Origin of the sequence: Aeromonas sp. R1-2 (assembly GCF_040908505.1) — a bacterium.
Classification (GTDB): domain Bacteria; phylum Pseudomonadota; class Gammaproteobacteria; order Enterobacterales; family Aeromonadaceae; genus Aeromonas; species Aeromonas veronii.
Genome location: NZ_JBFODU010000055.1, coordinates 1 through 13,611 on the forward strand (window position 1 = coordinate 1; position 13,611 = coordinate 13,611).

Here is a 13,611-nt window from a genome sequence, read left to right on the forward strand (position 1 = left end):
GCGAGTAATCGCGCTGTGTCCGTTTCACACCTTGTCCCATCGGGTTCTCCATTTATTGGGGGGAAAGGTGTAAACCATATTCAGGACGGGACATGCCAATGTAAAAAGCCAGTCAGATCAACTGACTGGCTTTTTGGTCTCTCTTGCTCCGACAGGGGCTGTTCATCACAGCCCCATTGGAGACCCTCTCAGTCTGAAGGATTACTCCTGCACCTCGCTGACACCTTCGACTTTCACATCAACACGGCGATCCGGAGCCAGGCAGACGATCAGCTCACGCTTGGACTTGCTGACGCAGCTGTCGCCGGTAACCGGTGAGGATTTACCACGCCCTTCCACATTGATCTTGGCGGCCGGGATCCCTTTACCAACCAGATAGTTGGCAACGGTCTGGGCACGCTGCTCGGAGAGCTTCTGGTTGTAGGCATCGGAACCGATACGGTCGGTGTGACCAATTACGGTTGCCACGCCATCTTTGGGTCGTGCTTCTTCAATCTGGCTATAGAGGCTATCCAGTGCCTGACTGGCCTCTGGCTTGAGGGTCGCCTTGTTGAAGTCAAACAGCACATCGGAACTTAGGGTGAACTGCTTCTCAACCATCACAGGTGCAGGAGCAGGTTCCGGGGCCGGGGCGGGCGCCACAGGGGCTACCTGACCAAAGCGATAAACCGCTGCCAGCGAGAGCAGGCCATTATCCATTCTCAGACCGGTATCATCGCGGCTGCCATACGGGGTGGTGTACTGATACTCCAGGCGAGCTGCCCAGTCGAGGTTGAACGCATACTCGGCACCCAGTGCACCGACCATGACAAAGCGGCTGTCATCTTTGTAGACATCGCTCTTGGTATCAGCCCAGCCATAACCGCCACCGACACGACCATACAGATCCAGATTATCGGTAACCGGGAAGCCCAGTTTCAGGGTCAGTTGAGCCAGCTGTGCTTTTACTTCATCACTGAAAGCGCCTGCCGCCGTAGTGGCATCGTATTTGTAATTGCCCAGATAGTCGTAACCCAGCTCCAGTCCCAGATTCTTGTTGATCTGATAACCGCCAAACACGCCTGCACCCAAGGCATCGTTGGTCTCATTGCCAAGGGTCAGGGCATTGCTTTCATCAATGCCGTAGAAGTTGGACCAACCCAGTTTGGCACCGCCATACCAAGTGTTGTCCTGACCGGCAGCCTGGGCATTGGCCGCCAGCAAGCCGGTAACCAGCAAGGTAATCAATGATTTTTTCATGTTTGAGCCTCTGCAACTTTATGTAGGAGGAGGTTGATTGATATCACCTCGTCTTATAGGTGCAACCACCCAAAAGCGATCGCAGCATATCAACGTTAGCCTATTTTCAAGTCACTGATATCAATTAACAAAAAACACTCTAACGCAACCACGTTACAAAAACAGCAACAAACATTTGTTATTTGAACTGAATGTGACGCAAAAAGACGCACAGATGAGGGCTGAAAGGGAAAAAAGGCCAGCAACATGCTGGCCCGAAGCGATATCAGTGACGAACAAACTCGTAGTGCTGATCGATAAAGTCAGCAACACGCTGGCTCAGTACCTTGTGCACCGTCTTGGTCGGATGCACCTGATCCCAGAACATATGCTCATCGCAGTTGAGAGTCGCAGCTCGCCCTTTTGCCTGCCCGCTCACCACCGCCTGCGCCAGGATCGGGTTACCGGCAATAGCCACTCTTTCGGAGACACTCAAAGCCGGGGTCGCAGCCACCTCGGCGGCGCTGCCGGAGAACGGCTTCCACGTATAGCCGCCACCGTAGCAAGCGTGTTCAGTGTCACTCAGACCAAACTGCTGGGGATCGCGCATCATCTCGTCAAACTGCTTGTCCACTTCGAACAGCTTCACGATGCCAAGGGGAGCCAGCTCTCGAGTGAGGTTCTGCAACTTCTGGTTGTGGTAGCTGGCCACATGGCGCACCTTCTCCACCACCTTCATGCTGCGGGCTGACGGGGTCTGCCCCAGATCAGGAATGTTGAACAGCAGGATCTGCTGCGCGCCGTTGAGCACCAACCGGTTGGATGCCAGCCGGATGGTATCGATCACCCTATCCGCATCCCGCTCGGTGTTCCAGCCATAGGCCAGATAGTCGTTGGCACCGACCCAGATCACCACCAGATCATCGGGGCGGAACTTGTCCTTTTTCAGGAACTGATCGATCTCATAATCGAGGTTGTTGATCACCTGATATTTGGGATCCCAGGACCAGAAACCGAGCCAGCCGTTCAGGGCGCCCAGATGGTTATAGGCCACCGCCGTTGCACCGCCTTCCGCCTCGTTGGCCACGACCAGACCGGGGAAGCGCTCGTCACCCAACTGCTCCAGCCACACCGGGCCGTTGCTGAAACGCCCGTTGAAGTAGGGTGGGCTGGAGGGGAGATACCCCCGCATCTTCTTGTACATCTTGCCGGTGTCGGAGAGGCTGTCACCAAACATCACGACCCGGGAAAAAGGTTGGCGTCCCTCTGCCGCTTGCGCGGTCAATGCCATTAACCCCAATAAACAAACAAGCCATTTTTTCATATTGTTATGCTCTTCGATTAAGCAGGTGAGACCTGCGGACTTCTCCTCGAGTGGCGACAGGCATGGGAAGAGTCTGCTGCCACTGACTTCTGGTGAAGGCGACAGATTACAGTTCCAGATGAAATCACACATGTTCCGACACCGATGAAATCGCTTGCGCTCACAAAACAGACAATCACACCAGCCTATTTCTTTCACGCTTGTTTCACGCCCCCCCCGGCACAATGCCCCCATACCAACGACAGGAGTATGAAATGAACAAGGCAAGCGCAAGCGTAATCGGACTGTTGACCCTGATGTCTGTCTCCTCTTTTGCCATGGCGGCCTATACCGGCCCGCAAGAGCAGAACAAGGTTTCCGTTGCTCAACTGAAAGATCTGGCCGATGACAGCTGGGCCACCCTGGAAGGGAAACTGGTCAAGCACCTGGGCGGCGAGAACTATCTGTTCCGCGATGCCAGCGGTGAAGTGGAGGTCGAAGTGGATCAGGATGTGTGGCGTGGCACCGAAGTGGGCCCGGATGATCAGATCCGTATCCGTGGTGAAGTGGACCACAGCTGGAACAAGACCGAAGTGGAAGTCAAAACCCTGGAGAAAGTGGGCGCGGCCCCGCAGACCAAGGGCGGCTTTATTGCCAAATAAGGCCACTTCAACGACGAACTGGCCAGACGTTAAAAGGGCGCTTGATATCAAGCGCCCTTTTGCATGGTTAACCCAGCGTCACCGCTTAACCGGCCCGACTGGAAAAGGCTCTCTTGAACCCCTTCTCGGCCTGATTGACCTTGTAGAGGTAACGGCGCGCCTCCTCTTTGGGATGCTGTTCGGTCAACACCTGATAGACCGCCTCGGGGGAGAGCCGGTTGATCCGGCCCGGCGCCGCCTTGCGATCGCTGGAGAAGGTATTGAGCACCCCGCCAGCGCCACCGTTATAGGCGGAGATCACCGCATAGCGACGGGAGCGCGGATCCTGAATATCCGCCAGATAGACGGTCTGCAACAGGTGCAGATAGGCGGTACCGACATCGATGTTGTAGGCCGGGTTGAACAGCTCCTCCCGCGTCGGCTGGCCGTTCTTGCCCTTGACCCGAACATAGACGTCACGACCGGCGGTAGCCGGGATCACCTGCATCAGGCCATAAGCGTTGGCATGGCTCACCGCATAGGGGTTGAAGCTGCTCTCGGTCTTGATCACCGCATAGATCAGGCTCTCCGGCACGCCGTATTTGCGCGACGCTTCCCGGATGATCCCCGCATACTTGTAGCCGCGTCGATCTTCATGGTTGGCCACCATGGGAATATCGACGAAGAAGATGGTGCGGATCCCCAGAGTGCGCTTCTTCATCGCCGTGTTGAGCAGGTAATCGGCATAACGCTCGGCGCGCCAGGAGGCGCGGATTGGCTGGCGCTGATTGTCCAGCACCTGACCATAGAGGAAAGGCTCGCCGCCGGTCAGAATTTCCCGATCGGAGTAAAGATCCACTTCCGCCGGATCGTCCGGCGTCAGCAGGGTCTCGATGATGGCGCGACGCAGGTGAGCGCGGGGATCGATGCCCGAGACCGTCTCCACCATGATGTGACCGCTGGAGAAGTCGATGTGGGCCCGGCTCTTGTACTGATCCGTGTATTTTACGTAGTCAAACTTGCCCGCAAACAGCGCCTCCCGCCCCCATATCTCGTTCACGTTATGGGAGAGCGCGCTGATCATGTGTTCAAAACCGCGGATGTCCTTGCCATTGACCAGATCGTCATCCTCACTCCCGCTGGGCTTGGGGGAGGATGAGCAGGCAGAGAGAAACAGCAGGGTGCACAGCAGCCAAAAAATTCGGCCCATAGGATCCTCAAACCGGGCAGCAGAGCTGCCCATCATTCATTTGCTGCGACTTCAGGAGCGGTCACGCCAGTGTGGCGTCATTCCCGCACCTGTTCACACGTACAACAGCCGGAGAGCTTACTGGGCAGGCGGGGTGTAACCTTCGATCTGCACTTCACCTGCATCAAACAGGTAGCTGACCATCTCTTTTTCCAGCAGTTGGCGATGCTCAAGATTCATCATGTTGAGCTTTTTCTCGTTGATCAGCATCACCTGCTTCTTCTGCCACTCGGCCCAGGCTTCCTTGCTGATGTTGTCAAAAATCCTCTTGCCGAGCTCACCGGGATAGAGTTGGAAATCCAGACCCGGGCCCTCTTTTTTCAGGCGTTGGCAAAATACAGTACGGCTCATGTTGACCTCTATGGTTGTAACTCTGGATAGGCGAGCAGGCGGGCCGTGGCGGCCGCCAGCCCCACCTCGGCAGGATGGCGTAAGTTATACCAGAGTCGGTTATCTGCTTCCATGAGCCGCAGCGGCTGCGCCTCATCAATGTCAATCAGCAGCGGCTGAATATCGAGATGGAAGTGGCTGAAGGTATGGCGAAAACCGGCCAGTTCACGATAACCGTGATGGCTCAGGCCGAGGGACGCCAGCAGACCATCCACCTCCGCCAGCGAGGCCACCTGCGGGAAGCAGTAGAGCCCGCCCCAGATCCCCTGCGGCGGCCGCTTCTCCAGCAGCAACTCATCACCGTGACGGATCAGCAGCATGATGCCATCGCGAGCCGGAATGCTCTTCTTGGGCTTGCTGTTGGGATAGGCGGTGGGCTTGCCTTGCGACAGCCCCTGGCAATCGGCCCGCACCGGACAGCGATCACAGGCAGGCTTGCTGCGGGTGCAGATTGTCGCCCCGATATCCATCATCGCCTGATTGTATTGCGCCACGCCCAGTTTTGGGGTCAGCCGGATGGCGATCTCCCACAGCTCGTTCTCCACCTTTTTTTGGCCGGGCCAGCCCGGCAGCGCCAGCCAGCGGGTGAGTACCCGCTTCACGTTGCCATCAAGGATGGCGTGGGGCTGACCCAGAGAGAGCGACAGCACGGCCCCGGCGGTTGAGCGACCAATGCCCGGCAGCGCCATCACCTCGTCAAAACTCTCGGGAAAGAGACCATGGTAGTGATCGCGGATCTGCTGGGCCGCCTTGTGCAGGTTGCGGGCCCGGGCGTAGTAGCCCAGCCCGGTCCAGTGGTGCAGCACCTCGTCGACAGGAGCATCGGCCAGCGCCACCACATCGGGGAAGCGCGCCATAAAACGCTGGTAATAGGGGATGACTGTGGCGACCTGGGTCTGCTGCAGCATGATCTCCGAGACCCAGACCCGGTAAGGGGTCTTCTCCTGCTGCCAGGGCAGGGTTTTGCGGCCATGAAGCTCGTACCACTCCAGAACCCGGCTTGCGAAGGTTGATTGATTCACGTTGTTCTCATGTCGTTGATATATGGGGAACTCTGCGGTTCCTTCGGCTCATCTGGCCTGAGCGGGCATAAAGTCATCCCGCAGCACAGCGCCAGCTGTCTGGTGCGGCAGCGTAAGGCCTCGTCACGCCCAAGTCAAAGCCGCGCTGACTGGCGCTGCGGGCAGGTGGTGCTCAGGCAGCAAAGCGGTAACAAAGACGATATACTCGGCCCCACGATTGATGACGGGAGAGACGGTTTGCAGACTTATCTGGTTGGGGGCGCAGTGCGGGATCGCCTGCTGGGATTGCCGCAGGGCGACAGAGATTATCTGGTGGTCGGCGCCACCGTGGAACAGATGCTGGCGCTGGGTTTTACCCAGGTCGGCCGCGACTTTCCCGTGTTTCTTCACCCCAAAACCCAGCAGGAGTATGCCCTCGCCCGTACCGAACGCAAACAGGGTCAGGGCTACACCGGTTTTGTCTGCCACGCCGCCCCCGATGTGACGCTGGAACAGGATCTGCTGCGCCGGGATCTCACCATCAACGCCATCGCCGAGGATGATCAGGGCCAGCTCCATGATCCCTACGGCGGCATCAAGGATTTGGAAAAGCGGCTGCTGCGCCACGTCTCCCCCGCCTTTGCCGAAGACCCATTGCGCATCCTGCGGGTCGCCCGCTTCGCCGCCCGCTTCCACGCTCAGGGCTTTACCATAGCGCCGGAGACCCTCGCCCTGATGAGCGAGATGACGGCCGCTGGCGAGCTGGCCCACCTCACGCCGGAGCGAGTCTGGAAGGAGCTGGAGAAAGTGCTGCTGGGGCCGACCCCGCAGATCTTTATCGAGGTGCTGCGCCAGTGCGGCGCCCTCAAGGCACTCTTCCCCGAAATCGACGCTCTATTCGGCGTCCCCGCCCCGGCCAAGTGGCACCCGGAGATCGACACCGGCATCCACACCCTGATGGTGCTGGAGCAGGCGTGCCGGATCTCCCCCGAGCTGACCGTGCGTTTTGCCGCCCTCTGCCACGACCTTGGCAAGGGAGTAACCCCCAAGGAGTTCTGGCCAAGCCATCACGGTCACGGCCAGAAAGGGCTGCCGCTTATTCGCGCCCTGTGCGAGCGGTTCCGGGTTCCCAACGAGTGCCGGGATCTGGCGCTGCTGGTGAGCGATCTGCATACCCACATCCATATCGCCTTTGAGCTCAAGCCAGCCACCCTGCTCAAGGTGTTCGACAAGGCCGATGCCTGGCGCCGCCCCGAGCGCTTTGCCCAGCTGCTGGATGCCTGCCGCGCCGACTTCCATGGCCGCACCGGTTTCGAGGAGCGGGTCTACGCCGAGCCGGACTATGTGGCCGAAGCACTGGCTGCCGCCCAGGCGGTGCCGGTGAAAGAGATAGTGGCGGCCGGTTTCAAAGGGGAAGAAATCAAGGAGCTGCTCGCCAAAAAGCGTACTGATGCCATCAGCCGGGTCAAGGATGAGTGGACCTTTATCGAGGAGTAACCTCGGCCCCATAACAGACGGCCGCCCTGATGATGAGCTCCGCAAGGAGAGCATCGCCAGGGCGGCCGTTTTGCATCCAGATTAATATGTGAGGGGACGCTAACCCCTGCTGGTGCTGTTATGCCGGACCAATTCGCTCCATCAGGCTCATATGGGATGAGCCATCGTGACGCTTGAGATTCTGGCGATATTCGAACTGGCGCTGGCTCTCCTGCTTGAGCCCCAGCATCAGCGAATAGCACATCGCCAACATGATCACCGAGAAGGGCAGCGCCGCTATGATGCTGGCCGCCTGCAAGGCTGCCAGGCCGCCGGAAACCAGCAGGATGGCGGCAACCAGCCCCTGCCCCAGACCCCATACGGCGCGGTGCAGCACCGGCGGCTCCTGATCACCGATGGAGAGCAGGGTGGTGATGACCAGCGTGCCCGAGTCACTGGAGGTGATGAAGTAGGTGCAGATGAGCAGGGTCAACACGGCCTTGGCGATCCAGCCGAAGGTATCCCAGTGCAGCAGCTCGACCGTCTTGTAGAGCGCCAGCGTCACATCCTGATTGACCGCAGCGACCACGCCGCCACCGCCAAACAGCTCCAGATTCATCGCCGTACCGCCAAATACGGTGAGCCAGAACATGCCGAGCAGCGAGGGCACCAGCAACACACCAAGCACAAACTCGCGAATGGTACGCCCCTTGGAGATACGGGCGATAAACATGCCGACAAACGGCGCCCAGGCAATCCACCAGCCCCAGTAAAACGCCGTCCAGCTCGACTGCCAGGCCGAGGTGCCGTTGGCCTCGGTGTTGGTCCAGAAGCTCAGTTTGACGATGTTCTGCAGGTAATCACCGATGTTCTGTACATAGGCGTTGAGGATATAGGTGGTCGGCCCCAGCACCAGAAAGAGTGCGAGAACGAAGACGCTCAGCCAGATATTGAGCTCGGAGAGGATCTTCACTCCGCGCCCGACCCCGGAAACCGCCGACAGAGTGGCGATCAGGCTGATACCGCCAATCAGCCAGAGCTGGTTGGACTGCGACACCGCCATACCAAACATCTGGTTGAGGCCGGTATTCATCTGGGAGACCCCCAGACCAAGGGAGGTCGCCACCCCGAAGACAGTGCCGAACACCGCCAGCACATCGGCCGCATGGCCCCAGAAACCGTAAATCCGCTCACCGAGGATAGGGTAAAGCACGGAGCGAATAGCCAGCGGCAACTTGCGACGATAACTGAAAAAGGCAAGTGACAGGCCGACGATCACATAGATGGCCCAAGGGTGCAGGCCCCAATGGAAAAAGGTGAGGCGCATGGCGATCTGGGCCGCTTCCGGGGTCATCCCTTCGGTAATGAATGGATTGCCCTGCAGATGGTTCATCGGCTCGGCGATGCTCCAGAACACCAGACCGATCCCCATGCCAGCGCTAAAGAGCATGGAGAACCAGGCGAAGTAGCCGAACTCCGGTACCTGGTCGTCGTCACCCAGCCGGATGCTGCCAAAACGGCTGAACATCAGGTAGACAGCGAAGAACAGGAACAGGGCGACCACCAGAATGTAGTACCACTTGAACCCGGCAATAATCTGATCCTTGGCACCGACAAACCAGGCGGCCGCGGTATCGGGAACAAAAACGCCAAACAGTAAAAACAGGGTGATCACGGTGAGGGCCGTCATGGCCATGGTCGGGTTGAGGCCTTTCAATAGCCCTTTGCTTGCTCGCATCCAGCCTCCTTAGTCGTTGTTGAAAAAGTCTTCGCCTACATGATCACCGGCACCGCCGATGGCGCGATAGACCAGTTTGCCAGCCACCTGTTCGCGGTGATCCACCAGCGAAACCGAGGGCTGGCCATTCACGGCGTGACGCTTGCCAAGGAAGATGGCCATGGGGACGCCGAGATTGGAGATACCGCTGGTGATCCAGAGGCGGTTGAAGTCGTATGAGCCACCGATGAATTCCAGCTGGGCCAGGCCGGTATCGAGGCCGGTCAGATAAAAGTTCATGGCACTTTCGTCAGGAAAGAGGTGCACCAGCACATAGGCGTAGCGCAATTCGTTCACCAACTCCTTTAGGTTGAAAGTACCTGTCTCACTGCAAGAGAGGGGTAACTCACCATCATAGTGGTGTACCTTGAGGTTGTTGGGGTCTTCATCATAGGCAGGCTGATAGCGCACAAAAGCCGAGGTATCCGGCAGTTCATAGCGCACTCTGACCACACGTAACTCGGCCACCAGAGACTTGATATCCAGCTCGTCATTCATCATTTTGCTCCTCAAATGTCAGGGTGAATTCCGTGAAATGCCCGTCAACCTAACACAAAATTAATTAGAGCAGAAATCATTACAGCAAAAACCATATTGACCTTGTGACGAATTAGGCGGAAAATTTTGCCCCTCTCCATAGCCCTCCAATGACGCACACCCCATGGAAAAACATGATGAAGTGCTGGTCGCCCTGCGCCAGATTATTCGTGCCATCGACATGCACTCCAGGCGCTTAATCAAAGAAGCCGGGCTAACCTCCCCGCAACTTTTGCTGCTCAAAGGGATCGACGAGTTGGGACAGATCTCCATGCGCCAGCTGGCCGATCACACCAACATGAGCCAGGCCACCGCCACCACCATCATGGACCGATTGGAGAGCCGCCAACTGGTGCAGCGCGTTCGCAGCAATACCGACAAGCGCAAGGTTCACGCGACACTGACTGACGCAGGCCGCGCCCTGCTGGCCCAGGCCCCGACCCCGCTGCAAGAGCGCTTCATCCAGCGTTTTCAGGCGCTGGAAGCGTGGGAGCAGACCCTGCTGCTCTCTTCCCTGCAACGCATCTCCTCCATGATGAATGCAGACGAAATCGATGCCGCCCCGGTGCTGAGCGTCAGACCCCTCACCGAAGAGCAGGCATAAGCTGCTGAACAATTTCAGGCATAAAAAAAGCTCCCGAAAGGGAGCTTTGTTCTATCAGGGGTCGTAGAGGATTACTCTTCCAGGCTGATCCCGATATTGGAGACGCCATCCTGAGAGGCGAATGCTCTGATGGCCAGGATACGATCGCTGTCGCGCTCATGGGCAACCCGCTTGAGCAGCTCGACCTGGAACTCCAGCTCGGCTTCCATGTACTCGTGCTCGTAGAGCTCCTCTTCGGTCAGATCCCGCTCTTCCAGCAGCTCGATAAAACCGGCCACAGTACCGACTGACGCATGGCTGGCATCGTTGGCCTCTTCGCCGACCCGGCAGATCACCGAGTTATAGGCGCAGCCCAGCGCAACACAAGCATCCAGCGCGGGGTAGGCTCCGTAGGATTCAAACTTGCGGGGATCCGGAATGTGAGACTCGAACTCTTCGAGAATGGCACCCAGATTGACCCGGGATCCCTTGACGGTGAGGTAGACCCACATCTGATCCAGCGCATGCCGGAAAGCGCCTGCATTGCCAAAGCCGGAAGCCTGACAGAACAGGGCATAGTTGGGGTACATGCGCTCTGCCAGCGCCAGGGTGTAGACGGTCTGTTGCCAAGGCTGTAGCTCGGCCAGTCGCTTATAAAACTTGTCACCAAACACTGGAGTCGGATCCTTTGCAAAATGTGGGGCAGATTGTAGCCCACGAGGCGCGCGGCGAAAACGAAAAAGCGCCCTGGTCGGCTATGTTGCGATATGAAGTCAGGTAAGATGGGTCGAGAGCGGCATCTTGTTGCGCCGCAAATTCTGATAAGGAACAAGAGTATGAGCCAACGTACCCTTCTTTTGCTCAGCCAGGATAATGCTCACTACGAACGGCTGCTCAAGGCCGCCAATCTCCCCCATCTGCGCATTCTGCGAGCCGATAACCAGAGCGATGCCGAGAAGCTGATCGGCGAAGCCCATATTCTGATGGCCGAACCGGCCCGTGCCAAACCGCTGCTGCCCAAAGCCAACAAGCTGAGCTGGTTCCAGTCCACCTATGCGGGAGTCGATGTGCTGCTCGACCCTGACAGTCGCCGCGACTACCAGCTCACCAATGTGCGCGGCATCTTCGGCCCGCTGATGAGCGAGTATGTCTTTGGTCATCTGCTCAGCCTGATGCGCCAAATCCCCCTTTATCGGGAACAGCAGAAACAGCGACTGTGGCAAAGCCACCCCTATCAGGGCCTCAAGGGGCGCACCATGCTGATCCTGGGGACCGGCAGCATTGGTCAGCATATTGCCCACACCGGCAAACATTTTGGCATGAAGGTGCTGGGCATCAGCCGCAGCGGTCGGGAGCGGGCCGGGTTTGATCAGGTTTATCAGCTACCTGCGCTCAACAAGATGCTGGCGCAGGCCGATGTCATCGTCAGCGTGCTGCCAGCCACCCGCGATACCCGTCATCTGTTCAATGCCGCCCGCTTCGAACACTGCAAACCGGGCGCCATCTTGTTCAACGTCGGTCGTGGCAGCGCCGTGCACTCGGGCGATCTGCTCACCGCACTGCGTACCGGCAAGCTGGCGATGGCAGTGCTGGATGTGTTCGAGCAGGAGCCGCTGCCCGCCGACAGTCCATTGTGGGGCCAACCCAACCTCATCGTCACCCCCCACAACAGCGCCTACAGCTTCCCGGATGATGTGGCCCAGATCTTTGTGCGCAACTACATCCGCTTTATCGATGGCCAGCCACTGGATGGCAAGATCGACTTCGACAAGGGTTATTGACCCTCACGGCGCATGTAAAAAGGCCCCGCCAATCTGGCGGGGCCTTTCATTTCAGGCGGTGACGACAGGAATCAACCCGCGGCCAGCTCCTTGCGATAGCTCTTCACCTTGGCAAGGAACTGACGACGCTCCTTGCCGCTCAGGGGTTCAGCCATCGGCAGCTTGGCGGTCATGGCATTGACCGGGCGATTGTTGATCCGCAGCTCGTAGTGCAGGTGAGCACCGGTCGAGCGACCTGTGTTGCCGGAGAGACCGATCTTGTCGCCCATCTTCACTCGCTGACCGGTTTTGACCAGCAGCTTGCTCAGGTGCAGATAACGGGTAGAGAGAGTACGGCCATGCTTGATGACGATATAGGTACCCGCCAGCGGGTGGCTGGTTGCCTTCTGGACGATACCATCGCCAGTCGCCAGCACTGGCGTGCCCACCGGCACCGCAAAGTCAGTGCCCTCGTGAGGACGCACCATACCGGTTACCGGATGTTTGCGCGCTGGGTTGAAGTTGGAGCTGATCCGATAGCGGCTGTGGGTCGGGTAGCGGCGGAATCCGCGCTCCAGACTGTTGCCCTGACCGTCGTAATAATTGCCGTCATCGGAGAGCCAGGCCGACACCGTCTTGCCCTGGCTGGTCACTTCCACACCCAGCAGCTGGCTGTTGCCAGTGCTCTTGCCTTCCACCGTCTCCTGGCGTACCAGCACTTTGAACTTGTCGCCCTTCTGCAGATCCTTGGCGAAATTCATTCGCCACTGGAACAGGTTGGCAATTTTCTGGATATGGTTGGCTGGAATCCCCGCATTGCGGGCACTGACATAGAAGCTGCCGTTGATCACGCCGTTGTAACGCTGCGGTTGCCACTCAACCTTCTCATTGATCATGGAGGCGGTATAGGCATCGTCGCTGCGCGCCATCACCAGCGTCTGCTTGATGTTCAGGCGGATTTTGAGTTGCTGCAGGATGTTGTCCTGATCGATCAGCAGCTCGATATTCTGGCCCGGTTTGAGGCGCGCCAGATAGTTCTTGTTGTCCGCGTCCAGCACCTTGTAGAGGGTGGTGGTGGATAGACCGAGATTGTTAAAAATGGCGGTCAGGTTTTCGCCGTTGCGGACCCGGTAATCCTGCCACTGGGGGGTGGTGTCGACCGGGATGTCGTCATCCGGCGCACTCTGATCAACCAGTTCGTGATCGGGAATTTCGTTAAAGTCGGTGTTGTTTTCGTTGGTTGCCGTACCTGCGGTATCAATGGGCAACTCAAGACGCAGCGGCCGCTCGAGGATGTCACCCGGAGCTGGCAATAATGCCACTGCTGACAGGGTCATGGCCGTCAGCATCAGCATGGCGTAAAAGTGTTTGCGGGGAACCGGTGGTTCCCAATTGGCAGCCTGTACTACCAAGGGACGGAGACGTTTCATCCGCTATCCTGTATTTAGATCTAAAGAGTGTGAGTTGCGATGTCAGTTGTGACAAAACCGTATAAAACTGTTTGTTGGACACAAATAGTTACAAATAGTTCATCACAATCTGCATGAACCTCACATTTTATGCATAACCCGCCCGGATGGGCAGAAATGATCGTCTTTTTTAACCATTTTTTCCTATTTTTAAGAACCGGGTCGGATTCGATACTGAATAGAAACCTGAAATGTTGCGATAACTTT

13 protein-coding genes are annotated in these 13,611 nt (G+C 57.7%); 4 read left to right on the forward strand and 9 right to left on the reverse strand.

What is annotated here, in order from left to right; all coding sequences use genetic code 11:
* Positions 1-201: 201 nt before the first annotated feature.
* Positions 202-1,239: a porin OmpA gene (ompA, locus tag AB5Y76_RS18785; protein WP_005335824.1), complete on the reverse strand. Its 1,038-nt coding sequence runs from the start codon at positions 1,237-1,239 to the stop codon at positions 202-204.
* A gap of 265 nt (positions 1,240-1,504) precedes the next feature.
* The gene (locus AB5Y76_RS18790; RefSeq protein ID WP_069526899.1) at positions 1,505-2,542 is read right to left on the reverse strand and encodes an SGNH/GDSL hydrolase family protein; all 1,038 of its coding nucleotides are present in this window, start codon (positions 2,540-2,542) and stop codon (positions 1,505-1,507) included.
* 254 nt (positions 2,543-2,796) lie between these two features.
* Between AB5Y76_RS18790 and AB5Y76_RS18795 the strand changes: the two genes are divergently transcribed.
* Positions 2,797-3,183 (forward strand): YgiW/YdeI family stress tolerance OB fold protein, encoded by a 387-nt coding sequence (locus AB5Y76_RS18795; RefSeq protein ID WP_005335826.1) that lies wholly within the window; start codon positions 2,797-2,799, stop codon positions 3,181-3,183.
* Between the two features lie 85 nt (positions 3,184-3,268).
* On the opposite strand, the gene mltC is transcribed toward AB5Y76_RS18795, so the two are convergent.
* The 3 genes from mltC to mutY form a co-directional block, all read right to left on the reverse strand.
* Positions 3,269-4,372 (reverse strand): membrane-bound lytic murein transglycosylase MltC, encoded by a 1,104-nt coding sequence (gene mltC / locus AB5Y76_RS18800; protein WP_031227922.1) that lies wholly within the window; start codon positions 4,370-4,372, stop codon positions 3,269-3,271.
* 117 nt (positions 4,373-4,489) lie between these two features.
* On the reverse strand, positions 4,490-4,762 hold the full coding sequence (locus AB5Y76_RS18805; protein ID WP_005335828.1) for an oxidative damage protection protein: 273 nt from the start codon (positions 4,760-4,762) through the stop codon (positions 4,490-4,492).
* Positions 4,763-4,770: 8 nt separating this feature from the next.
* Positions 4,771-5,823 carry an A/G-specific adenine glycosylase gene (mutY, locus tag AB5Y76_RS18810; RefSeq protein WP_263718424.1) on the reverse strand — a complete coding sequence of 351 codons (1,053 nt, stop codon included), beginning with the start codon at positions 5,821-5,823 and terminating at the stop codon, positions 4,771-4,773.
* 237 nt (positions 5,824-6,060) lie between these two features.
* On the opposite strand from mutY, the gene AB5Y76_RS18815 reads away from it, so the two are divergent.
* Positions 6,061-7,299 (forward strand): multifunctional CCA addition/repair protein, encoded by a 1,239-nt coding sequence (locus AB5Y76_RS18815; RefSeq protein WP_263718425.1) that lies wholly within the window; start codon positions 6,061-6,063, stop codon positions 7,297-7,299.
* Between the two features lie 118 nt (positions 7,300-7,417).
* Here AB5Y76_RS18815 and AB5Y76_RS18820 read toward each other — a convergent pair whose 3' ends face one another.
* Positions 7,418-9,016, reverse strand: a complete 1,599-nt coding sequence (locus AB5Y76_RS18820) for a BCCT family transporter (protein WP_005335834.1) — start codon at positions 9,014-9,016, stop codon at positions 7,418-7,420.
* Between the two features lie 9 nt (positions 9,017-9,025).
* On the reverse strand, positions 9,026-9,553 hold the full coding sequence (locus tag AB5Y76_RS18825; RefSeq protein ID WP_064339378.1) for a hypothetical protein: 528 nt from the start codon (positions 9,551-9,553) through the stop codon (positions 9,026-9,028).
* A 163-nt stretch (positions 9,554-9,716) separates the two neighbouring features.
* Here AB5Y76_RS18825 and AB5Y76_RS18830 point away from each other — a divergent pair, with 163 nt between their 5' ends.
* Positions 9,717-10,196, forward strand: a complete 480-nt coding sequence (locus AB5Y76_RS18830; RefSeq protein WP_013723454.1) for a MarR family winged helix-turn-helix transcriptional regulator — start codon at positions 9,717-9,719, stop codon at positions 10,194-10,196.
* 71 nt (positions 10,197-10,267) lie between these two features.
* Here the strand turns inward: AB5Y76_RS18830 and AB5Y76_RS18835 are convergent, their stop codons facing one another.
* Positions 10,268-10,849 carry a YjaG family protein gene (locus tag AB5Y76_RS18835; RefSeq protein WP_021231718.1) on the reverse strand — a complete coding sequence of 194 codons (582 nt, stop codon included), beginning with the start codon at positions 10,847-10,849 and terminating at the stop codon, positions 10,268-10,270.
* 162 nt (positions 10,850-11,011) lie between these two features.
* On the opposite strand from AB5Y76_RS18835, the gene AB5Y76_RS18840 reads away from it, so the two are divergent.
* Positions 11,012-11,956 (forward strand): D-2-hydroxyacid dehydrogenase, encoded by a 945-nt coding sequence (locus AB5Y76_RS18840; protein WP_005363043.1) that lies wholly within the window; start codon positions 11,012-11,014, stop codon positions 11,954-11,956.
* Between the two features lie 71 nt (positions 11,957-12,027).
* Here the strand turns inward: AB5Y76_RS18840 and mepM are convergent, their stop codons facing one another.
* Positions 12,028-13,365 (reverse strand): murein DD-endopeptidase MepM, encoded by a 1,338-nt coding sequence (mepM, locus tag AB5Y76_RS18845; protein WP_005354854.1) that lies wholly within the window; start codon positions 13,363-13,365, stop codon positions 12,028-12,030.
* Between the last annotated feature and the right edge of the window lie 246 nt (positions 13,366-13,611).